This is a genomic window from Streptomyces sp. NBC_01217, assembly GCF_035994185.1.
Taxonomy (GTDB): Bacteria; Actinomycetota; Actinomycetes; order Streptomycetales; family Streptomycetaceae; genus Streptomyces.
Map to the genome: position 1 here is coordinate 348,263 of NZ_CP108538.1, position 21,929 is coordinate 370,191.

A 21,929-nucleotide genomic window follows, 5' to 3' on the forward strand; every position below is an offset into this window, starting at 1 on the left:
CAACTGCGCAGCAACGAGGTCGGGCAGCAGCAGATCCGGCTCCTGGCGCCTGCGGTGAGCTTCCTCGTGCAGCCCGAACCCGTGGACGAGCACACCGTCGTGTCCATCTGACGATGCGTCCGCCAGGCGGCGACCGGCGCCGTCCTCAGGTCAGCTCAAGCAGTTCGCGGGCCGTGATCACCTCGTGGGGACGCCGACCCGGCCACCCGGTCCGTCACCTCCGAGCGCCGGCCGGTCGCCCGCAGCGGTTGGGCGATGAGGTCTCGCAGGCTGAGCCCGGGGTCGGCCGAGAGCCTGGGCCGCTGGAAGACGACGCCGACTTCGGTGCGCTGCGCCCGCGGGACGCGGTGCCGCCGGCCGCGTACCGGTTCGCCGTCGAGTACGACCGTGCCCGCGTCCGGGCGGAGGCGCGTGAAGACGCGCCTCCGCTCCCAGGTCCCGCCGTGTCGCGGGCTGTTCCTCGCGTTCGGACTGCCCGGATTACGGCGCGGGCAGTTCCATGATCTCGGCAATGGCCTCGCGATGGTGTCCGGCCGTGCCGTACGCGATCGAGTCGGCCTTGGCGCGCTTGAGGTACAGGTGCGCCGGGTGCTCCCACGTCATGCCGATGCCGGCGTGCAGTTGGATGCACTCCTCCGCCGCGTGCACCGCGGCCTTCGAGCAGTACGCCTGCGCGACGGCCACCGCCAGCGGCGTGTCGGGGCTGCCGGTCGCCAGGGCGTCCGCGGCGTTTCGCGCGGCGGCGCGGGCCGACACGACCTCCAGCCAGAGCTGTGCCATACGGTGCTTCAGCGACTGGAACGAGCCGACCGGCCGGTTGAACTGGTGCCGTTCGCGGGTGTACCGGACGGTCTCGGTCAGGCACCACTCGGCGATGCCGAGCTGTTCGGAGGCGAGCAGTCCGGCACCGGCCAGCAGGCCCCGGCGTACGGCGGAGACCGCACGAGCACCATTGGCCAGGCGGGTCCCGGTGGCCCCGGTCAGGGTGACGGTGGCGAGCGGGCGGGTCAGGTCGAGCGGGACGAGCGGCTCGACGGCAACGCCATCGGAGCCGGTCTCCACCGCGTAGAGGCCATCGGTCGTGGGCACCAGCAGCACATCGGCCGCGGCCGCGTCGGCGACGCCGGTCACCGTCCCCTCCAGCGTGTCGCCGACGACTCCGGCCGGCTGCGCCGCATCGGGCCGCGGGGCGGAGAACGGCAGGGCGAGGACCGCGACCTTGCGGCCGGTGGCGAGATCGCCGAGGAGTTCGGCGGCCCGTCCGTCCTGCGTCCCCAGCGCGAGGAGCGTCTCGGTGGCGACGACGGCGCTGGTCAGGTACGGCGCGGGGGCGACGCTGCGGCCCAGCTCCTCCAGCACCACAGCGGCCTCGCGGTGTCCCGCGCCCTGCCCGCCCAGCTTCTCCGGTACGAGTAGCCCGGCGGTGCCGATGTCGGCGGCAAGGGCCTTCCAGAGCCGCGGGTCGTACGGCGTGTCGGACTCGACGCGGGCGAGCACCGTCGGCGCGTCGCACCGGTCGGCGAGCAGCGAACGCACCGCTGCCCGCAGATCTTCCTCGGCCTCCGAGTACAGCAGATCGGGTGCCTGGGTCTCTTCGGTCGGTGCGGTCATCGGGCCAGGTCCTTCCAGGCGACGTCCTTGTCGTTGCGCGGCTCGGCGGGCAGGCCGAGGACGCGCTCGGCAACGATGTTGAGCAGCACCTCGCTGGTGCCGCCCTCGATGGAATTGCCCTTGGAGCGGAGATAGCGGTAGCCGGCATCACGTCCGGTGAAGTCGACGAGCTCGGGGCGGCGCATGGTCCAGTCGCTGTACAACAGACCTTCCTCGCCGAGGAGTTCGACCTCCAGGCCGCTGATCTCCTGGTTGAGCCGGGCGAAGGCGAGCTTCATGCCGGAGCCTTCGGGGCCGGGCTGACCGGCGACGAGCTGCTGGCGCAGCCGGGTACCGGTGAGCCGGGCGACCTCGGCCTCGACCCACAGGGTCAGCAGGCGCTGGTGGAGGTCGTGGGTGCGCAGTTCGGGGCGTTCGCGCCAGGTGCGGGCGACCGGGCCGATCATGCCGCCCTCGCGCGGGATGCGCGCCCCGCCGATGGAGACGCGCTCGTTCATCAGGGTGGTCTGGGCGACCTTCCAGCCCTCGCCGACCGGGCCGAGGCGCCTGCTGTCCGGGATGCGTACGCCGGTCAGGAAGACCTCGTTGAACTCGGCCTCGCCGGTGATCTGGCGCAGCGGCCGCACTTCGACGCCGGGGTCGGTCATGTCGCAGATGAAGTAGCTGATGCCGCGGTGCTTGGGCTGGTCCGGGTCGGTACGGGCGATGAGGATCGCCCAGCGGGCCAGATGGGCGCTGGACGTCCAGACCTTCTGCCCGTCGACCACCCAGTCCTCGCCGTCGCGGACGGCGCGGGTGCCGAGGGCGGCGAGGTCGGACCCGGCGCCCGGTTCGCTGAAGAGCTGGCACCACACCTCCTCGCCGACCCACAGCGGCCCAAGGAAGCGCTGCTTCTGCTCGTCGGTGCCGTAGCCGAGGATGGTGGGGGCGGCCATGCCGAGGCCGATACCGATCCGGCGCGGATCGTTGTCGGGGGCACCGGCGGCGGCGAGTTCGGTGTCGACGACGGGCTGCAGGGAGCGCGGCGCGTCGAGGCCGCCGAGGCCGGCCGGGTAGTGCACCCAGGCGAGTCCGGCGTCGAAGCGGGCCCTGAGGAAGTCGGTGCGGTCGGTGGTGGCCGGGGGGTGCGCGGCCAGCAGGTCCTGGGTGCGGCGGCGGAGTTCGGCCGCGTCGGGCGTCGTCATCGGGCGGCTCCTGTCGGCAGGACGACGATCCGGCCGGTGCTGACGCCGTCGGCGACCCGCTGGACGGCGCCGGCGGCCCCGTCCATCGTGACCCGCTCGCTGATCAGCGGCTTGATGGCACCCTCGGCCGCGAGTCGGGCGAGTTCGTCGTGGCAGGCGCGGACCGCGGCCGGGTCCTTGGTGTTGTACAGACCCCAGTGGAGTCCGAGGACCGAGTAGTTCTTGACGAGGGCGTGGTTCAGCGCGGGGGTGGGGATGACGCCGCTCGCGAAGCCGACCACCACGACCCGGCCCTCGAAGGCGATGCACTTCACGGACTTGGCGTATGCGTCGCCACCGACCGGGTCGTAGACGACATCGGCGCCGCGTCCTGCGGTGAATTCCTTGACCGCGGCGACGATGTCCTCGGTGCGGCGGTCGATGACCAGGTCGCAGCCGAGCCCGTGCGCGGCCTTGGCCTTCTCGGGGCCGCCGACGACACCGATGACGGTGGCTCCGGCGGCCTTGCCGAGCTGGACGGCCGCGCTGCCGACACCACCGGCCGCCGCATGGACCAGAAGGGTCTCGCCCGCCTGGAGGTGCGCCCTGCGGTGCAGGCCGAACCAGCCGGTCTGGTAGCCGATGTGCAGGGCTGCGGCCTCGGCGTCGTCGAGAGCGGACGGGGCGGGCAGGAGGGCCGCCTCGTCCGCGACGACGTGCTCGGCGAATCCGCCGTTCGGCAGGGCGGGGGTGGCGAGCACCCGCCGCCCGTCCGCCGTCCTGCCGCAGATCTCCACGCCGGGTGTGAACGGCAATGGCGGCCGCACCTGGTACTGACCGCGGCAGAGCAGCGCGTCGGGGAAGTTGATGTTCGCCGCGAGCACCTCGATGAGCACCTGCCCGTCGCCGGGCGTGGGCCGATCGGTCTCTTCGAGCCGCATCACCTCGCTCGGCTCGCCGTTCCGGTGCACTCGCCATGCCTGCATGAGGGGCCTCCACAACACTGTCGGCATTACCACTGCTCCGGCGCATACTAAGCGGTCGCTTGTACCTCTGGGAACAACCTGCGGGTGCCGGTTTCGGTCACGGACGCACATCGGCGGTCCGCCCCCGCCGCCGCGTCACCCACATCCCACCCTTTGTCGAAATACCCCAGGGGGTATTGATGTTAATCTGAACGAGAAATACCCCCCTGGGTACATCGCAGGAAGGAGCCGTGTCATGTTCTTCGTCGACACCATGGAGACAGCGGGTCTCGGCAACCGCAGCTATCTGGCGGGTGGACGGCGGACCGCCGTGGTCGTGGACCCGCCGCGTGACATCGACCGGGTCATCACTGCGGCCGCCGTGCGCGGCGTGCGGATCGCCCTGGTGGTGGAGACGCATCTGCACAACGACTATGTGACCGGCGGCCTGGAGCTGGCGCGCGTCACCGGGGCGCGATATCTGGTGCCCGCGGCGGCGGAGGTGTCCTTCACCCGGGTCCCGGTGGCCGACGGCGACACCACAGCGGTCGACGACGGCCTCACACTGCGCGCGCTCGCCACACCCGGACACACCCCGCACCACACGTCCTATGTGCTGGAGGAGGACGGCCGCGCCGTGGCCGCCTTCACCGGCGGTTCACTGCTGATCGGCAGTGTGGGACGCCCCGATCTGGTGGAGCCGCGGCTCACCGTCGAACTGGCCCGCGCCCAGCACGCCTCCGCGCACCGGCTCGCCGACGAGCTCGAAGACGCCGTTCCCGTTCTGCCGACCCATGGCTTCGGCAGTTTCTGTTCCGCCTCGCAGGCCGATGGGACGGTCTCGACCATCGGCGACGAACGCAGGCACAACGACGCGCTGGTCAAAGACGTCGACACCTTCGTCGCCGAACTGCTCGCCGCTCTGGACGACATTCCCGCGTACTACGCGCACATGGGACCGGCCAACGCGGCCGGTCCCGATCCGCTCGACCTGACCCCGCCCGGGGTGGCGGACGCCGATGAGATCGCCCGGCGGCTCGCCGCGGGCGAGTGGGTCGTGGATCTGCGCAGCCGGGTGGCGTTCGCCGAGGGGCATGTCGCCGGATCGTTCAACTTCGAGGGTGAGGGGCAGTTGGCGACGTATCTGGCCTGGCTGATCCCCTGGGGGAAACCGGTCACCCTGCTGGCGAGCACCGCCGCCGATGTCGCGCACGCGCAGCGGGAACTGTCCCGCGTCGGCATGGACCGGCCGGCCGCCGCGGCCACCGGCGCTCCGGAGGACTGGGTCCGCGGACCGGCAGCGCTGCGCTCGTTCCGCAGATCCGACTTCGCGGGGCTGGCGGCCGCTCGGGCGCGCGGCGAGGACCCGGTGGTTCTCGATGTGCGCCGGGACTCCGAGCACCGCGGCGGTGCGATCACGGGGGCGGTGCACATTGCCCTGCACGAGCTGCGCCGACGGCTGGGCGAGGTGCCGCCGGGCGTGGTGTGGGTGCACTGCGCGGGCGGGATGCGGGCGGCGATCGCGGCGTCGCTGCTGGATGCGGCGGGGCGCGAGGTGGTGGCCGTCGACGACGGTTTCGACGCGGCGGCGCAGGCCGGTCTGAGCCTGACCGGCCCCTCACCCGCCGCGTGAGCGCCCACGACGTCCGTCCCGTATCCGAGGAGTGTTCCCCTTGTCTTCCCTGCCATCCTTCTTCCGCCGCGGCCCCGGCCGTGTGACCCCGGCCGAGGCCGCCCGGCGGACCGCCGACGGTACGGCGGTCCTGCTGGACGTGCGCGAGGCCGCCGAGTGGCACGCCGGGCACGCTCCCGGCGCGGTCCATCTGCCGCTGTCCCTGCTGGCCGGGGGCGCGTCGCTGCCGGACGCGGCGACGGGCCGCCCGCTGGTGCTGATCTGCCGCTCCGGCCATCGGTCCCGGCAGGCCGCCCGCATACTCACCGGCCGCGGCGCCCAGGCCGTCGATGTCGTGGGCGGCATGAGCGCCTGGGCCGCCGCGGGGCTGCCCGTGCACGGCCGGCACGGGGCGGCGGGCACCGTCGCATGACCACGCTCATCCTGGCGCTGACCGCCGGGGCGGTGGTCGGTCTGGCGCTCGGCGGTCTGGGCGGCGGCGGGAGCGTTCTCGCCGTCCCCGCACTGATCCATCCACCCCGGCCGCGGCCACCACCGCCGGTCTGCTCATCGTCATCGCCACATCCGTCACCGGCCCTGTCGCCCACGCCAGGGAGGGCAGGGTCCGCTGGCGTACGGCAGGGCTCTTCGCGGCGGCCGGGATCGTGCCCGCCGGGCGGGCCGCACGGGCGGGCGCCGGGCTCGGCGCAGTGACCGGGTTCCTCGGTGTGGGCGGTGGGTTTCTCGCGGTGCCCGCCCTGGTCACCGTGCCGGCGGTTCCGATGACCGCGGCGGTCGGTACCAGCCTGCTGGTCATCACGGTGAACTCCACGGCTGCTCTGGCCACCCGCCTCGCCACACCCACCGCACTGGACTGGTCGGTGATCGCACCGTTCACGGCGGCCGCGGTACTCGGGGCCCGGGACGGGAAGCGGCTGGCCGCGAAGGTGTCCACAAAATCGCTGCAACGGATCTTCGGAGCGGTGCTGCTGGCCGCGGCCGCGTTCATGCTCGTCGACGCCGTGCTGTGAGGCACGGCGCCGCCCCCGCACCCGGCTCAGGCCAGCGAGAGGAAGAGCTTCTCCAGGCGCGCCCGCATCTGGTCGCGGTCGGCCGGTTCACCGCCGCCGTCGGCCATGCAGTGCTGCAGGCCCGTCGCGATGATCGCGAAGCCGGCCCGGTCCAGCGCCCGGGAGACGGCCGCCATCTGGGTGATGACGTCCTCGCAGTCCCGGCCCTCCTCGATCATTCTGATGATCCCGGTGAGCTGGCCCTGCGCGCGGCGAAGGCGGTTGAGGACCGACTTCAGTTCGTCGGCCGCCATGTCGAGTTCCACAACATCCTCCTCCTGATACCCCAAGGGGTATCCTACCCGAACGGGGAGGGAGAGACCGAGTCCCTCCCCAGCCCCGGTGAACGAAAGGAAACACTTCTCGTGACCAGCCCCGTCTCCCTCTCCCCCGCCCAGGCCGCGTCCCGTCTCGCGGAGTTCACCGTCATCGATGTGCGGGCCCCCGGCGAGTACGCCTCCGGGCACGTGCCCGGTGCGCTGAACATCCCCCTGGACCGGCTCCACGAGGCCGTGCCCGCTCTGAAGTCCGCCGCGGCCCGCGGCTCGCTGCTCGTGGTGTGCGCATCCGGCGTCCGCTCCACCCGGGCCTGCGACATTCTCGCAGCGGCCGACATCGAAGCCGTCACGCTGTCCGGCGGCACCTCGGCCTGGGAGGGCGAGGGCCGCGACCTCGACCGTCCCGCCGGGGCCCGCGCCACCTGGCCGATGGAGCGTCAGGTCCGGCTCGCCGCCGGTTCGCTCGTGGTGGCCGGCCTGCTCGCCGGGGTGCGCTTCCCGGCCGTGCGCTGGATCTCCGCCGGTGTCGGCTCCGGGCTCGTCTTCTCCGCCGTGACCAACACCTGTGGCATGGCCGCGGTCCTGTCGAAGCTTCCGTACAACCGCGCGCCGCAGTCGGCCGCGAACCTGGACGCGACGCTGGACGCCCTGCAGCACTGACACGTCCCGCGACGCAAGGAGCCGGTCACCGCACCCCGCGTGACCGGCTCCTTGCGTACGGAGCGACCAGGAGCGGATCAGACGTCGTCCCTGACCAGGGCGAGCAGCCGGTCCAGCACGCGCGGCCCGCTCGCGCGGAGCCCGTCGTGCTCGTACTCGTTGGTCACCCAGGTGCGCAGCCCGCGGATCGACTCCGCCGTGCGCAGCGCGTGCCCGGTGTCCACGTACATGTCGTCGTGGTAGACGGCGGCGGCGACCGGCACCTCGTTGGCGGCCAGTCGCTCGGGGTCGTACAGCGGCGGCCAGTCGGTGCGGGATGCCAGCAGTTCGGCGGTCTCGCGCAGCGGGCGCAGCGCCGGGTCCACGTCGAAGTGCCAGGGGTGGATGCTCTCACCGGTGAAGAGGACCGGTTCTTCGCCCTTGAGCGCCGTGGCCGCGTCGAACTGGGGGAACTCGGCGCGGACGCGCTCGGCGGCCCAGCCGGTGGGCTGCTCGCCCCGGCCGTAGATCGCCTCGTGCATCAGCGCGTACAGCGGGTGTCCGGCGAACGAGACGGCCGTGCGCATGGCCTCCTGGAACGTGTCGGAGAGTTCGGTGCCGTGCGGCGTACGGACGAAGGCGTTCTCCAGCAGATAGTGCAGTTGGTGGCTGCCGTTGCCGCCGCCCAGCATGATGCCGAGGGACTGGAACCCCTCGGGCGTCAGACGGTGGCCGGCGCTCTCCGGGCGGTGCTCCGCGAGGTGAGCGGTGATCTCACGGGCGCGTTCGACGTCCTGCGGGTAGCGGGCGTAGTGGGCGGCGACCTTGCGCTCGATCCGCGGGTAGGCGGCCCGGTAGACGTCATCGGCGTGGGCGTCGAGCGAGGGCAGTCCACCGGTGATGAGGACGGCCTTGAGTCCTTCGGGGGCGGCCGACAGATAGCGGACGGCGCAGAAGCCGCCGAAGGACTGGCCGAGGACCGTCCACGGTTCGCCGCCGGTCAGCTGCGGGCGGATCAGCTCGCAGTCGCGCACGATGTTGTCGGAACGGAAGTGGGCGAGATAGTCCGCCTGCTCGCGCGGACCGCCGCGCAGCGGCAGGGTCTGCCGGTTGGCCGGGGTGGACAGCCCGGTACCGCGCTGGTCGAGGAGCAGCACGCGAAATTCCTGCACGGCGCGTCCCAGCCATGCCTCCGTGCCGATGAAGCGCCGGGCGCCGAAGCCCGGGCCGCCCTCCAGATAGACCAGCCACGGCAGATCGTCGCCGGCCCTGCCGCTCGCCACGGCCTGTCGGCCGAAGACCTCGATCTGCTCACCGCCCGGATCGGTGTGGTCGAGCGGGACCGTGAAATAGCGGTCGGTGAAGACGATGCCGGGGTGCCGGTAGCTGCTCACAAGTTGCTCCTGAATCAGATGTGCCACGGACAGTTCAGCACACGGCCGTGACACGGACAGTCGCGGCCCGTGTGCGCCGCGCCCGGGGCCCTCCTACCGTGCAGGCATGATCCGGTTCGAGCAGGTCAGCAAGGTCTATCCGGACGGTACGAACGCGGTCGACGGTCTCTCCTTCGAGGTCGCCGAGGGAGAACTGGTCACCCTCGTCGGACCTTCCGGCTGCGGCAAGACCACCACGATGATGATGGTGAACCGGCTGATCGAGCCGTCGTCGGGCCGCATCCTGGTCGGCGGCCAGGACGTCTCGGGCGTGGATCCGGTCAAGCTGCGCCGCCGGATCGGCTACGTCATCCAGCAGGTCGGGCTCTTCCCGCACCGCACGGTCCTCGACAACACCGCGACCGTTCCCGCGCTGGTCGGCTGGAAGCGGGCGAAGGCCCGGGAGCGGGCGGCCGAGCTGCTGGATCTGGTGGGCCTGGACCCGAAGACGTACGGTTCCCGCTACCCCGCGCAGCTCTCCGGGGGCCAGCGTCAACGGGTCGGCGTGGCCAGGGCATTGGCCGCCGATCCGCCGGTGCTGCTGATGGACGAGCCGTTCGGCGCGGTCGACCCGGTGGTGCGTGAGCGGCTGCAGAACGAATTCCTGAATCTGCAGGCGACGATCAGGAAGACGGTCCTGATGGTCACCCATGACATCGAGGAAGCGGTCCGGATGGGCGACCGGATCGCGGTGTACGGGGCGGGGCGCATCGAGCAGTTCGACAGCCCGGGTGCGGTGCTCGGGTCTCCCGCGACGGCGTATGTGGCGCAGTTCGTCGGCACCGACCGGGGTCTCAAGCGCCTCTCCGTCACCACGATCGAGCCGGACGATCTGGAGGAGCCGCCGGTCGCCCGGCTGGACGAGCCGGTCAGGTCGGCGGCGGCGCGGCTGAACGGTGCGGGGGCCCGGTGGGCGGTGGTGCTGAACGGCGAGGGAGAGCTGCACGGCTGGGTGTCGGCGGATTCGCTGCGGACCGCCGGGGGTCACGGCACGGTCGGCGAGCTGGCCCGCCGGATGGACGCCTGGGTGCCGGTCGGCGCGCCGCTGAAGCAGGCGTTCAGCGAGATGCTCCAGCACGACGCCGGATGGGTCGCGGTACTGGACGGGTCGCGGTTCCTCGGCGTGCTGACCCCGGCCAAGCTCCACGAGGCGCTGCGCCGCTCGGTGGACGCGGACGCACGGGGAGTGGGGCGGGACGAGGTGCAGTTCGACTCGGTGGCGGACGCGTAGGGGCGCGCGCCGTGCAGGCACGCCCCGGCCCCCCGTCGGGAGTTGTCCTACCGCCCGCGCCGGTAGCTGCTGCCGTCCTTGGGGCGGACCAGCAGTCCGGCGACGACCAGATAGCGGCGCAGCGCCGAGCAGTCCTCGTGCACCGTGAGCAGTGCGTCGTTGACCTCGCGCTCGGTATAGGCCCGGTCCCGCTCGAAGAGCGTCTCGGTGAGGTGGACCAGCAGCTGCTCGCGGCGGGCGGTCCTGCGGGGGATCGCCTTCAGCCGGCCGTGCGAGAAGAGGGCGTCAACCTGGTGCGAACCCCGTGAATCGTTGTCGGACATGGGTGGGAGCGTCGCAGGCCTCCGGCCTGCGGGCAACGTGTTTTCGACGCGCCCGCGGGCCGGATACCTGCTGTGGTCCGCCCGGCTCCTAGGTCCTGTACGGAGTTCAGATCACGGTTCGGGTAATCCGCAGCGCGGAACCGTGTGCGCTTGATAGGCCATCAGGTATGGCACGTGGCGATGTGACCGATGAGCAGTGGTCCCTGATTGAGCCCCACCTCCCGCTGGGAGTATCCGGACCCATACCTGACCTGCGAAAACACTTCAACGCGACGATGTGGCGGTTCCGCACCGGCAGCCCCTGGCGAGACGTGCCTGCCGAGTACGGTCCGTGGTCGAGCGTCTACGACCGCTTCCGTATCTGGACGCGCGAGGGCGTCTTCCAGCACCTGATGGAGACGGTCATCGGTTATGCCGCAGAACGCGGTGAGGCAGACCTGTCGCTGGTCAGCGTGGACTCTGCTACCTCCCGCGCTCACCACCACGCCGCCGGGATGGTTCTGGACGAAGAGCAGTTGGAAGCGCTGGTGGAGGCCGCAGAGTCCGAAAAGGGGGCGGGAAGAAGGGACGGGAGCCGCAATACGATCAGGACGGGGACCCGGAACGAGCCGAGCGGCAGCGGTTGCGGCGACGCCGCCGGGCCCGTTTGAAGGCTGCTGAGCTCGGTCGTTCCCGGGGCGGGCTGACCAGCAAGGTGCACTTGTCAGCCGAACGGCGCTGCCGTCCACTGTCGTTCGTCCTCACCCCCGGCCAGGCCGGTGACAGCCCGCAGTTCGCGCGGGTCGTGGACAAGATCAAGGTCCGTGGCAGGAGGGGCGGCCCCGCACCCGCCCGGACGCGGTCGCCGGCGACAAGGCGTACTCCTCCCGCCGCAACCGCGCCTACCTGCGCAAACGCCAAATCCGGGCGGTGATCCCGGAGAAGGCGGACCAGACGGCCAACCGCAAAAAGAAGGGCTCGCGCGGAGGCCGCCCCGTCAGTCACGACGCCGAGCTGTACAAGGACCGCAACACGGTCGAGCGGTGCATCAACCGGCTGCGCAACTGGCGCGGGATCGCCACCCGCTACGACAAGACTCCCGAGAGCTACCTGGCCGGACTCCACCTGTGCGGCACGATGCTGTGGCTACGCAGCATCACCCGACGAGCATGATCTGAACTCCGTACAGGACCTAGCACTGTGCAACGTGAGTTCGCAGGTCACGGGTCTGGTGTGAGGGGTGGGCGGGATACTCGTGCTGGTCGTCGGCGGGTGTCCATACCGAACCCTCACCTGTGCCGGCGGCGCTGCCCAATGATGAAGGCGAGTGCGAGCCGGGAAAGGGGCGGCGAGGTGGCGGGTCCCAGGCGCAGCACCCATTCAGGCATGCGGCAGGCGCTCCGGGCCCATATCACGCCCCGGTCGTCCCTGAACTCGTAGGCACCCCACTTCGTACCGGCGAAAGGTTCGACGGAGCCCACCGGTGTACCGTCAAGAGCAAGCAGCGCGTAGCCGCCGGGCCAGTCCTTGCCGGTGCTGCGGATGATGTGCCCGGACACACCGGAGGCGTCCCAGACCACCAGTTCCGGCACGGATTTCCCGGCGCGGCGCTTCTCGACCCGGAACATGGGCTGTCCTGCGGGGTCGCGGACCTCCCAGTACGTCGTCTTCACCCCAGGCGCAGCAGGCACGGGCCGGGGAAGCGTGACCACCGACGCCGAGCGCCGACCGTCGGGCATGTGCGCGCCCTTGCCCGTGACAATCAGCAGATCCCCGGGGGCACCTGGTTCCGCGAGGAGCCGACGGGTGCGCTTCCCTGCCCGGACCTGCTGCACCGTCAGGGCACCGAATGAGACCAGCCAGAACAACGACAGGGAGACAGGCAGGGCGGCAGCCCTGGGGCCGGGACGGTACGGACCCAACGGGCCGACGCGCACCTCGACGGTGTGTCCCGCGTCGCTGCGGCTGAGGCCGTAGATTCCGCCGGAACCGGTGTCGCCGCTGGCGGTGCTCCATGTCCCCGTGCACCTGAGCGGGCTGCGGCTGGCCCCCCGATGACACTCGGCGACCTGCGCGGTGGCCCGCTCTCCGGCCAGGAAGGTGTACGTCAGCACCGTGGGCCAGAAGAGTCCGCCGATCATTGCCAGGGGTATCGCGGCACGGAGCAACCAAAATCTCATAGTGCAGCAAACTACAGCGGCGGACCGGCCGACACGCGGCCTGAAGCCGCCTGCCCAGCTCCTCGACGAGCGCCTCCAGCTCGCTCCGGCGAGCCGTGATCCGCTCCAGCTCGGACATTCCCGCTCCGTCCCCGCGATCTGGTGGCGTATCCCTACGGCGACGGGTGGTTGGCGGACCCTCGCCGCAGGCGCGGCAGAACCCGAGAACCGCCCCAGCCGCCGAGTCAGACTCTTCACTGTGGAAAGCGGCCGCCGACCAGCGCGAGCGCGGCAAGGCGCGCGCACACCAGCCCACCTGACCAGCCGTTCCCACGATGCACACCGCTCACTGAGCACTGTGCATCGTGAAGTTGCAGGTCACGGGTCTGGTGTGCGTGAGGCTCGGGAGGATCGTGCTGGTCGCAAGCGGATGGCTTCGGTGTAGATCATCGGTCAGCGGGCTATTCCCCGGTTCGTCAGTACCCGCAGGGACCTGACCAGCGTGGTCGCCCACTTCGGGTCGGTGCGAACCTTCGTCGTGCGGCTGGTCCGCCGAAACCCGCGCACACCAGCCCCCTTGACCTGCAGTCCTTCACGATGCACACGACTCATTTACTCGACGCTGTCGTCGACCTTGAAGTTGTAATTGACCTGGTTGCCGTTGACCGCGGTGGCAGTGACGGTGACACCGAGGGTGTCGCTGCCGGCAGTGAGCTCGCAGCGGATCGTGGCGCCGACCCGGGCCGGGAGGTGCTCAGGACAGGAGACCCTGTCGGGACGCTTGCCGGTGTCCGCGGCGAGCTTGTCGGAGATCGTCTGCGCGACTCGGGCCTTGTGGACGGCCCCGCCCTCGTTGACGCCCGTGTTCTCGGGCTCTGCGGGGTCGTCGCCGACCGGCTTCTCCTCGGCCGGGTCCTCGTCAACGGCGGCTGCGTCCTCGCTGGCCGTCGCCTCATTCTTCTTCTCCGCGTCGCCAATGCTGAAGGAGCATCCGGTGGCGAGAAGCACCGTCAGTGCGCCCATCGCCGCCGCGGCCGCAATCCTCTTGTTGCGCCCCGTGTGCTGCATTCTTTCCCCCGTTTATGGATGATGAGATAAAGATCAGGAGTGCAGATCAGCTGAACCGATTCTGCGTACAAGCGGTTCGAGTTGGACTGTTACATGATCAGCACCTTCTGCTCCGCCGAGCGGCCCCTGTCGGCCCCACGCGAACACTCAGCGCAGCAGGGACTGCTACCGCGGGCGCGATGGGGTCAGCAGGACACCGAACGCGGAATCGCAGTCAGCTGCGCTTCAAGGGCAGCAGGGCTCTCCCTGTCGAAGGTCTGATCTTGTTGTTCAACAGGAAGGTCTGGCCCTCAGATGCGGGCGCTGCGGCAGCGGACGGCGCATGTTCCCTCCACGTCCTTCTCCACTAGATCTCCTAATTTTCCTGAGAGAGAGGCGGCAGGATTGCTCGCCTCGAATCTGATGCGCGCCCGCCACGGCCGGTGTCAGCCCTGTACGACGGGCACAGTAGCCCGGCCCGGTCGCTGAGTGTGCCGGTCGTTTGCCCCACAAGGAACGGCTGCCGCGCGCCACGCCGCGCCTCCCGCGGCCCGGCCTATGACGCCCTGTCCTGTCCTGCGGCCGACGCCGGGCGTGGTCAGGCTCCCGCCACCGCGCTACCCGCCCGCCTCCGTCGGCTCAGACGGCCGGCAGCGCGAAGAGCCGCTTGGCGTGCATCGCGGCCAGCCGCTTGCCCGTCGCGATCACGTACCACTTCTGGTTCTCACCGGTGTTGTCGTTGTACGTCCAGCGCAGTTTTCCGGTCGCTGCGTCGAAGGCGTGCACGCCGCCGTTTTTGTCGTGCTCGGTCGCGCCGTACAGCGTGCCGCCCACCTTGGCGAACTGCCACGCCTCCGCAGCCGAGCCCTCCAGGTCCTCGTTGTGCCAGATCTGCTTGCCCGTACCGGGGTTCACCGCCCACATGCCGAACGCGCTGTCGGAGGCGTAGAGCACCCCGTCCAGGACCTGCGGATCGTTGAACCAGGTGAACTTCTCATTCGCCAGCGACCAGCGCTCCGTGCCCATGGCCAGCGCGAACGCCCGCAGCCGCTGCCCGTCCGGCACGATCAACAGGTCCTCGTGCACGGCGAAGCGGTAGTAGTTGGACCTGCCGATCTTCTTCGTCCAGAGCTGCCGGCCCGTCGTCGTGTCGCGGACGGTCACGTTCTTCCGGAAATCGGTGTACGCGAGGCGCCCGCCGACGACCGCGGCGGTGATGCCGAACTCCTCGGTCCCCTTGTCACGCTGCTCACGCCAGGCGATCTTGCCGGAGGTGGTGTCGATCGCGGCGATCACGTTGGTCGGCGTCGAGGAGTCCTCCTCCAGGATCCCGGCGAGGACGTAGACGTGTCGGTCGTCGGCCGCGATGGGGCGCGGCTGCTCGTACTCCTTGCCCAGGCGGCTGCGCCAGGTCTCCTTGCCCGTGGCCGGATCGAGGCCCACCACGTCGCCGTCGTACTCGGCGCTGGCGAGATAGAGCGTCCCGCCGCCGGTGATCAGCTTGGCGCCTGGAATAGTGACGCCCGGCCGTGACCACTTCTCCTTGCCGCTGACGGCGTCACGCCCCACCAGCGGGTCACCCGACACCACGACCGTGTCCCCGATGACCGCGAGCGCGTGGATCCCGGCCAGGTCGTCGTTGGCTGTCTTCTGCTGCCACAGCGGCTTGGGCGCGGTGCCCGGGGGCGGGGTGGTGAAGGTGTCACCGCCCTTGTTGGTGTCACCGCCCTTGCCTCCGCCGGGAGTTGTGCCGCCGCCCGACGCGCCCGTTTCCTCCTCGGGGGTGCACCCCCATGCGCCTGCCCCCAGCACGGCCAGGCCGAGCCCTGTCCCGGCCAGCCTGATCGCCTGCCTGCGTGACACCGCGTGCCCGTCACGTCTGCCCATGTCGGTTCCCCGTCCCCGTTTCGCCCGGATGTTGCTGACGCCCCCTCGGACGTCTTGAGCCCGGTCAGGCTAGCCGTCAGATTTCGGCCAGTCGTCGGGCGGTACGCAACCGGGACGCGTCCGTGAAACTCCTGTCACACAAGATCAGCGACTCCCGGCACTCGCGTAAGCGCTAATGATCTGCTGCGATGGTTCGCAAGATGTACGGCATCCGCGCCGCCCGCGGAGACGGGATCACTCTCTCCGCCAGGGGAACCGAGGATCACAACGGACTGCGGGATCACCGGCGCACACGGCCCCCCACCCGGGCACTTGAGGGTGAGTCTTCGTCCGCTGGAAGGGGAATCCGCTGCGGGCGTGGTCGCGGCGCGCTGTCGAGCAGGTGAATTTGTCCTCCCTATCCTGCGCTCCCGTCCGCAAAGACGGCGTTGGGGACGCATTGGGGAAACAAGGATAGGAACAGACAGGCAAAGGCGGGAGATTGCCCACACAGTCCATCCCATCGGACCTGCAAGAGCGCCATGGATCAGCGTAGAAACGCAAGGGCCGCCAAGATCCCGAATGGACTCATGATCCGTCGGCCGTGGGTTCGAGTCCTTACTTTGAATGTGCCCTGACCTGCGGAAACCTTCCTTTTAAGGTGTTGGAGCGTCAACTTCGCCTCAACGGACGGAATCCGCTGCTCGCGAGTTTGGTGCCACGGCGGTCTGTGTCAGCTGACGCTCATCTGACCAGCACGTATACGGGGAGACGCGGAGCCGACGAGACCGGTTCTGGGCGTCTGTGCTGCGGCAGGGGCGCGATGTGAGGCCATCCTGAGGCCGCCGGTACCGGGAAGTGGCCGAGGAGACTGAGTTCTGACCAGTTGTCTGTGTGTCGCCCAGGGCTCTCGTGCCAGAGCACAGCGTAGGCGTGATCGAGGTTCAGGCAGCTTTCCCGCGGCGGTTTCGACGGCCGTGATGCCGAACCACACCTCGGAGACATCGCCGCGCCGACGCTGGTCATCCACGGCGACCACGACCACCCAGAGATTGCGGTGATCGCCGAACGACTTGTCACCGACATCCCTGGTGCCTGCGGCGAAACGATCCCGGACGCCGACCACTACCTGCCGCTCGTACACCCGAACGTCTCACCAAGCTACTGCTGTCACACCTGCCCTGACACGCGGGCCATGAACGATCCACAACTATTGACAATTACTCCACAGGCCCCGGGCTGAAAGGACTCAGCGCTTGAGCGTGGAGGTGAAGTCGCCCGGGAGCTTGCCGCTCAGGCGGACTGCCGACACGAGGTTCCCCTCGGCCGGCAGTCTCTCGACCCCGGCTCACGAAAAGCCGAAACATTCGGCGATCAGTCGCACCGGCCACACGGGTATCCGCGCCGCAAAGCGGACCGAGACCTGGCCAACACCGGCACAGGCGCCCACCGGCCGCGGTGCGCCCGGTGCGGTGGCGGACCGTACGGTGACTGCCAGGCCGGCCGCTCGGTGCGACCCGAGCCGCCCATGTCGCGGCGCCGTACGACCGGGACCTGGAGCAGTTCGGCCGCCAGGCCAGGGTCATTGTCGTGCAGCAGGTTCAGGAGCTCGGGTTGTACGGAACGCACGTTCATCCGCTCCAGGACAGTGAGCTCGGTGGTGTCCCCGCACCCGGTGCACAGCGTGAGGGGCCAGGCGTCGAGGAGCTTGTGGTTCGCTTTGACGCGGAATCCGCCGTTCGCCCGGAAGCGCCCGGAGGCGCACCTGTGGCATCGGCGGAGAACGATCGGCAGGCAGGTGGGCACGACCACCCAGTTCTTGGACACAGAGATACACCGGTTCCAGTGAGAAGACCGCAGCGAAAAGGAGCGCGGCGCACATGTGCGACGCGCGACGGATCAGCGCTCGGGGGTTCTCACTTGGTGTACAACGGCACGTCCTTGACAGGGTGACTGCGGGCGTGAGCACGCTAACGGCACACGGGAGTTCTGCTCCACTGATTTTCGGGCGGGTGGCGATGCCTCGCGGCGGGCACGCGCACTCTCGGCCCACCGGACATGCCCTAAAGACCGTCCGGCCGGTTATGGGCGGGGCCGGATCGCGGCAACGGTGACGATGCCGCGAAAGACGTAAACACGCTTGTCGAAGCGGGTCGCTGCCGCGCGGAACATCCCGGCGCTCGGGAATGGTGTGCTGAATCTGCCGTCGCAGCAGAGATCGGCGGTTCCTGCGGCCTGCAACTGACCCTCGGCCTCAACGCGCCGGTCGGCCGACCAGCGGCCCACCGCCCGGTCCAACGCGGCGCCGTCGATGCGGCCCAGCAGCCGCCACACCGTCGTCTCCGCCGGCGGACACCGCTTCGTTGACAGCGCGGACCGGCCCGTACGCCAAGGCGTTCCAGGACGGACGGCGGGGCGTCGGCGATCCACTCGCCCACCGCCAGCAGGGAGGTCGCTCCGGCCAGAACCGCGCACGTGGTCAGCGCGAGCATGACGACCAGAGCGTGCCATACGCCGCGCGGATCTCGGATCACGGGGCGTCGAGAACTCCACGGCCTCGGAAGCCCGTGCCTGTCGCGTTCCCGAACCCCGCCGAACTGACGGATCATCATGAATCGGACATCAGGTGACTACGGCGAGGCGCCGACTGCCCACCCGACGACGAACCCCCGCCCTTCCGCGCTGGAAGGACGAGGGTTTGCGGTGGGGGCGCGTTCGCAGTCGCGATCGTCGAGCAGAACGGTGCGGTGCAGGTCGACCTCAATCTTCCCAACGGGGTCGGGACGGTGCTGCGGGTGATCGGTGATCCACGCCCTTGCGGTCCACGTCCATGCGGTCCACGTGCCGTGTCACGGGCCGGTGGCGCCAGGTGTTTTCACGCCCGCCCCGGGGCACATCATCCGCCCGCGGCGTCCTCGGCCTCCCAGCGCAGCAGGTCGCCCGGCTGGCACTTGAGCACCTCGCAGAGCGCGGCGAGCGTCGCGAAGCGCACCGCCTTGGCGCGGCCGTTCTTGAGCACCGCCAGGTTGGCGGGCGTGATCCCTACGCGGTCCGCGAGCTCACCCACGGACATCTTCCGCCTGGCCAGCATCACGTCGATGTCGACGGTGATCGGCATCAGATCACCTCGTCCAACTCGGCCTGCATCTGCGCCGCTTCGACGTCGCGCGCGACAGCCTGGGCGAGCAGCATCCGCAGCACCAGCACCATGAGCGCGACCCCCAGGATGGCCACACCGACCCCGGCCATGATGACGGTGACGCCCGGGTCGTCCCGCTGGCCCGGCGCATTGAGGGCCGTGACCGCGAACCACACGAGGGCAGCCGCCACAATCGCGCCGATCATGACGTCCACGTACCGGAAGGCGGTGTGGGAGAACACGGTTCCGCGGCGCACCATCGTCACCAGCCGCCATACGCAGACCAGGGCGACCTGGGCCGACACCATGCCCAGGATCGTAATCACACGCAGCGGGGTCAGCGGGAGCGACCCGTCCTCCGGGTCACTCCCGCTGACCAACGCCCACACCATCCCTGCCTGTACGAACACGGTGCCGGCGAGCACCACCACGAGCACGGCGCGCAGCGCACGCACTGTCAGCTTTCCCATGACCCATCCTTCCATCGAGTTACGATGGGAATCTATCGAATATCGATAGATTAAGCAAGGACTGGGGGCGCGTCAGCGGTCCACTCGGCGATCGCGGTCAGGGACCGGGCGCCGGCCAGAACACCAGCGGCCGCGACCGCAACGAGCGCCGTCAGCGGGAAGCGCCGGCCACGACGGTCACGCGGGTCGGGCAGCCCGGCGAGAAACCGGACAAGGCACACCGCATCGGGCAACGGCTGCGGCGACGGGATACGGGCCAGTTCCTCCAGGCCCGACGGCATAGGAGATGATGAGACAGCAGGCACGGTCTTCGGTTGTGGTCACGTGAACTAGTAGACCGTCGCGGCTAATTTTTGGGATAGAGGTGGCGCAGTTTGATGCGTGCGTCGTGGGTGGTGAACTGCCAGTTCACCTGACGTTGGTTGGTGTTGGTGGCGTTCTGCCAGGCCGAGAGTTCGGTGTTGAGGTTGTCGAGGTTGCTGATCCGGCGGTCGAGGCATTGCCGGGTCAGCGCGGAGAGTTCGATCTCGGCGATGTTGAGCCATGACCCGTGTTTGGGTGTGTGGTGGATCTCGAGGCGTTGGGCCAGGGCGAATGCTTCTTCTGGTTCGAATGCCTCGTACAGTGAGGCGATGCCGTGGGTGTTGAGGTTGTCCATCACCAGCACCACGGCCTCGGCGTCGGGGTAGTCCACGCTCAGCAGCTGCTTGACCTGGCCGGCCCAGTCGATCCGGGTCCGCTGGGACAGTGCCTGAACTCGACGCCGCCCGCGTAGGGGTCCGGTCCACACGAAGATTGAGCACGTGCCGCAGCGGATGTACTCGCTGTCCTGGCAGGCATCGCGACCAGGGCGGGCCGGGAGCGGGTCGCGGGCATGGTCGAGGAGCTGGTAGGGCTTCTCGTCCATGCACACCACCGGACGTCCCGGGTCATAGGGCCGGGCATAGACGGCCAGCACGTCTTCCATCCGCGCCGCGAACTCCGCGTTCGCTCGCGGTGGGATGGTCCAGCACTTCTTCAGATGAGGACGCAGTTGCGTTTTTTTAAGATCCGCCCGATGGTGGAGTGGTCCAGGTCGGGGATGTCCTCGACCAGCGCGACGTGCTTCTCCAGCAGCCGCAGCGACCATCGGGCATAGCCCTGGGGTGGCTGTGAGCACGCCATCGCGATCAGCCGGGCTTCGACCTCACCGGTCACCGGCGAGGGCACCGGCGGGAGGGCGCGCTTCTTCCGAGCAATCGTGGCGTGAACATCACCACCGGTCTCGGCGAAACGCTTGGCGACCAGCCGCAACGTCTCACCGGAGACGCCGAGTCGGACCGCGATCGCCTCCTTGGTGTCCACCTCACCCACCGAGCTGTCCAGCGCAAGCAGCACCCGCGCACGCATGATCATCGAGGCCCCACGAACACCTGTCGTGGTCACCCGGACCAGCTCTTCACGATCCTGCGCGGTCAACCTGACCGGCCGCTTCTTCTGCGAACCCATGACAACAGTCCTGTCTGGCAAAGGGGAAGGAATCTGCCAGACACCAACCTCCCAGTCAGGTGCACCATAACTAAGCGGCGACACGCTACTAGTGTCTCGTGATTCCGTCAGCGTTACTTGATCTTGTATGGCAGGGTCTCTTGGTGTGGAGATCTCCGTGGAACAGGCCGCCGAGTTGCGGGAGTTGGTGAACAGTCGGGACGTTCCTGCGGACATAGCAACGCGGGGCCGGATCGTGCTGTGGTCGAGTGAGGGGCGTCGGCGCAAGGACATTGCGGAGCTGCTCGGGGTGTCGCTGCCGACCGTGGACCGCTGGAAGATCCGCTATGCCGAGCAGGGCCTGGCCGGGCTGGAAGGTGAGCGTCCCGGTGGCGCGCGGGAACAGGTACCGGCGCGGGTGCGGTCCCGAGTGATCGCGCTGACGCGCATGACGCCGCCGGACGGCACGGGGCTTTCGCGCTGGTCCACGCGGGAGTTGGCGAAGTATCTGGAGCGGGCCGAGAACATCACCGTGTCCTGGCACTACATCGCGCGCGTCTGGCGCGAGGAAAGCCTGAAGCCGCACCGGTCCGGCACCTTCAAGATTTCCAAAGATCCCGCGTTCGCGGAGAAGGTGGCCGACGTGATCGGCCTGTATCTGGCCCCGCCGGGCGGCGCGGTGGTCCTCTCGATCGACGAGAAGACGCAGATCCAGGCGCTGGACCGGACCCAGCCGGTGCTGCCGGTCGCCTTCGCGGCGAGCGAGAAGCGCACCGCCGACTACGTCCGGCACGGCACCACGAACCTGTTCGCCGCCCTGAACGTCACCACTGGTGAAGTGCTCGGCGAGTGCAGGCCGACCCGGAACGGCAAGGATTTCCTGGCCTTCTTGAAGAAGGCGGTGAAACCGCACGCCGGGAAGGACATCCATGTCGTCCTGGACAACCTCTCGACGCACACCACCCCGGAGGTCAAGGAGTGGCTGGTCAAGAACCCGCACATCCACTTCCATTTCACTCCCGTCGGCTCCTCGTGGCTGAACCAGATCGAGATCTGGTTCGGAATCCTGACCCGGCAGTCCATCCGCCGCGGCACGTTCTCCAGCGTCAACGTCCTGATCAAACAGATCCGCGACTACATCAACTCCTGGAACACGACAGCGAAACCGTTCACTTGGACCGCGACCGCCGACGAGGTCCTCGCGAAGGTCCGACTCGTCGCGACCAACGTGAAGAAACTCGTCAATAACAACTCGAACTGACATGAACAGGATCACGAGACACTAGACACTCACATGATCAACGAGACCATGCCTGCACCTGCATCCGGACCGGCCTGCCATGACCGGCCATCACCGGGCGATCCCACCCAATCCGCAAACACGCAAGGTCCCTGCTGACAGCCCTCGGACTCAGGTGAATCAACCAGACAGATCGACTACACGCAATGACCCTGAGCAACAACCCCTGATCATCAC

Annotated in this window: 19 protein-coding genes and 6 pseudogenes; 7 read left to right on the top strand and 18 right to left on the bottom strand. The window is 69.3% G+C overall.

Going from position 1 to position 21,929, the window contains the following annotated elements; genetic code table 11:
* Window positions 1–200 precede the first annotated feature (200 nt).
* The 4 genes and pseudogenes from OG507_RS01290 to OG507_RS01305 form a co-directional block, all read right to left on the bottom strand.
* Window positions 201–404: pseudogene (locus OG507_RS01290) on the bottom strand (ABC transporter ATP-binding protein); the annotation flags it as partial.
* Window positions 405–480: 76 nt separating this feature from the next.
* Complete coding sequence (locus OG507_RS01295) at window positions 481–1,611, bottom strand: acyl-CoA dehydrogenase family protein (RefSeq protein ID WP_327365238.1); 1,131 nt, start codon at window positions 1,609–1,611, stop codon at window positions 481–483.
* Entirely contained in the window at window positions 1,608–2,795 is a 1,188-nt protein-coding gene (locus tag OG507_RS01300) for an acyl-CoA dehydrogenase family protein (RefSeq protein WP_327365239.1), read from the bottom strand. The genes OG507_RS01295 and OG507_RS01300 overlap by 4 nt, the downstream gene beginning before the upstream one ends.
* A complete protein-coding gene (locus OG507_RS01305) occupies window positions 2,792–3,760 on the bottom strand; it encodes an NADPH:quinone oxidoreductase family protein (protein ID WP_327365240.1) in 969 nt (322 codons plus the stop codon). Before OG507_RS01305 ends, OG507_RS01300 begins: the two co-directional genes overlap by 4 nt.
* A 235-nt stretch (window positions 3,761–3,995) precedes the next feature.
* On the opposite strand from OG507_RS01305, the gene OG507_RS01310 reads away from it, so the two are divergent.
* From OG507_RS01310 to OG507_RS01320, 3 genes and pseudogenes are all read left to right on the top strand, one after another.
* Window positions 3,996–5,372, top strand: coding sequence for an MBL fold metallo-hydrolase (locus tag OG507_RS01310; protein ID WP_327365241.1), 1,377 nt, complete (start codon window positions 3,996–3,998; stop codon window positions 5,370–5,372).
* Between the two features lie 49 nt (window positions 5,373–5,421).
* Complete coding sequence (locus tag OG507_RS01315; RefSeq protein ID WP_327371828.1) at window positions 5,422–5,784, top strand: rhodanese-like domain-containing protein; 363 nt, start codon at window positions 5,422–5,424, stop codon at window positions 5,782–5,784.
* Window positions 5,781–6,382 (top strand): annotated as a pseudogene (locus OG507_RS01320) (TSUP family transporter). Before OG507_RS01315 ends, OG507_RS01320 begins: the two are co-directional and overlap by 4 nt.
* A gap of 26 nt (window positions 6,383–6,408) precedes the next feature.
* Here OG507_RS01320 and OG507_RS01325 read toward each other — a convergent pair.
* Window positions 6,409–6,687: a metal-sensitive transcriptional regulator gene (locus OG507_RS01325; protein WP_327365242.1), complete on the bottom strand. Its 279-nt coding sequence runs from the start codon at window positions 6,685–6,687 to the stop codon at window positions 6,409–6,411.
* A gap of 99 nt (window positions 6,688–6,786) precedes the next feature.
* Here OG507_RS01325 and OG507_RS01330 point away from each other — a divergent pair, with 99 nt between their 5' ends.
* Window positions 6,787–7,359 carry a rhodanese-like domain-containing protein gene (locus tag OG507_RS01330; protein WP_327365243.1) on the top strand — a complete coding sequence of 191 codons (573 nt, stop codon included), beginning with the start codon at window positions 6,787–6,789 and terminating at the stop codon, window positions 7,357–7,359.
* A gap of 77 nt (window positions 7,360–7,436) precedes the next feature.
* Here OG507_RS01330 and OG507_RS01335 read toward each other — a convergent pair whose 3' ends face one another.
* Complete coding sequence (locus tag OG507_RS01335; protein ID WP_327365244.1) at window positions 7,437–8,732, bottom strand: alpha/beta fold hydrolase; 1,296 nt, start codon at window positions 8,730–8,732, stop codon at window positions 7,437–7,439.
* Between the two features lie 106 nt (window positions 8,733–8,838).
* On the opposite strand from OG507_RS01335, the gene OG507_RS01340 reads away from it, so the two are divergent.
* Window positions 8,839–10,002 (top strand): betaine/proline/choline family ABC transporter ATP-binding protein, encoded by a 1,164-nt coding sequence (locus tag OG507_RS01340; RefSeq protein WP_327365245.1) that lies wholly within the window; start codon window positions 8,839–8,841, stop codon window positions 10,000–10,002.
* Between the two features lie 47 nt (window positions 10,003–10,049).
* Here the strand turns inward: OG507_RS01340 and OG507_RS01345 are convergent, their stop codons facing one another.
* The gene (locus OG507_RS01345; RefSeq protein WP_327365246.1) at window positions 10,050–10,325 is read right to left on the bottom strand and encodes a DUF2087 domain-containing protein; all 276 of its coding nucleotides are present in this window, start codon (window positions 10,323–10,325) and stop codon (window positions 10,050–10,052) included.
* A gap of 167 nt (window positions 10,326–10,492) precedes the next feature.
* Here OG507_RS01345 and OG507_RS01350 point away from each other — a divergent pair.
* Window positions 10,493–11,477, top strand: a pseudogene (locus OG507_RS01350) (IS5 family transposase).
* A 116-nt stretch (window positions 11,478–11,593) separates the two neighbouring features.
* On the opposite strand, the gene OG507_RS01355 reads toward OG507_RS01350, so the two are convergent.
* The 11 genes and pseudogenes from OG507_RS01355 to OG507_RS01405 all read right to left on the bottom strand — a co-directional run bounded on the left by OG507_RS01355 (window position 11,594) and on the right by OG507_RS01405 (window position 20,473).
* A complete protein-coding gene (locus OG507_RS01355; protein WP_327365247.1) occupies window positions 11,594–12,445 on the bottom strand; it encodes a hypothetical protein in 852 nt (283 codons plus the stop codon).
* A 630-nt stretch (window positions 12,446–13,075) separates the two neighbouring features.
* A complete protein-coding gene (locus OG507_RS01360; RefSeq protein ID WP_327365248.1) occupies window positions 13,076–13,531 on the bottom strand; it encodes a DUF4333 domain-containing protein in 456 nt (151 codons plus the stop codon).
* 618 nt (window positions 13,532–14,149) lie between these two features.
* Window positions 14,150–15,397, bottom strand: a complete 1,248-nt coding sequence (locus OG507_RS01365; protein WP_327365249.1) for an outer membrane protein assembly factor BamB family protein — start codon at window positions 15,395–15,397, stop codon at window positions 14,150–14,152.
* Window positions 15,398–16,625: 1,228 nt separating this feature from the next.
* Window positions 16,626–17,203, bottom strand: a pseudogene (locus OG507_RS01370) (DUF1062 domain-containing protein).
* Window positions 17,204–17,458: 255 nt separating this feature from the next.
* Window positions 17,459–17,630, bottom strand: a pseudogene (locus OG507_RS01375) (IS5/IS1182 family transposase); the annotation flags it as partial.
* 187 nt (window positions 17,631–17,817) lie between these two features.
* Window positions 17,818–17,988, bottom strand: a pseudogene (locus OG507_RS01380) (hypothetical protein); the annotation flags it as partial.
* Window positions 17,989–18,272: 284 nt separating this feature from the next.
* Entirely contained in the window at window positions 18,273–18,494 is a 222-nt protein-coding gene (locus OG507_RS01385) for a helix-turn-helix domain-containing protein (protein WP_030609318.1), read from the bottom strand.
* Window positions 18,494–18,985: a DUF2975 domain-containing protein gene (locus OG507_RS01390; protein ID WP_327365250.1), complete on the bottom strand. Its 492-nt coding sequence runs from the start codon at window positions 18,983–18,985 to the stop codon at window positions 18,494–18,496. The genes OG507_RS01385 and OG507_RS01390 overlap by 1 nt, the downstream gene beginning before the upstream one ends.
* A gap of 50 nt (window positions 18,986–19,035) precedes the next feature.
* Complete coding sequence (locus OG507_RS01395; RefSeq protein ID WP_327365251.1) at window positions 19,036–19,266, bottom strand: transposase family protein; 231 nt, start codon at window positions 19,264–19,266, stop codon at window positions 19,036–19,038.
* Between the two features lie 65 nt (window positions 19,267–19,331).
* On the bottom strand, window positions 19,332–20,114 hold the full coding sequence (locus OG507_RS01400) for an IS630 family transposase (RefSeq protein WP_327365252.1): 783 nt from the start codon (window positions 20,112–20,114) through the stop codon (window positions 19,332–19,334).
* On the bottom strand, window positions 20,003–20,473 hold the full coding sequence (locus OG507_RS01405; RefSeq protein WP_327365253.1) for a helix-turn-helix domain-containing protein: 471 nt from the start codon (window positions 20,471–20,473) through the stop codon (window positions 20,003–20,005). Before OG507_RS01405 ends, OG507_RS01400 begins: the two co-directional genes overlap by 112 nt.
* 127 nt (window positions 20,474–20,600) lie before the next feature.
* On the opposite strand from OG507_RS01405, the gene OG507_RS01410 reads away from it, so the two are divergent.
* Entirely contained in the window at window positions 20,601–21,713 is a 1,113-nt protein-coding gene (locus OG507_RS01410) for an IS630 family transposase (RefSeq protein WP_327365254.1), read from the top strand.
* Window positions 21,714–21,929: the final 216 nt, after the last annotated feature.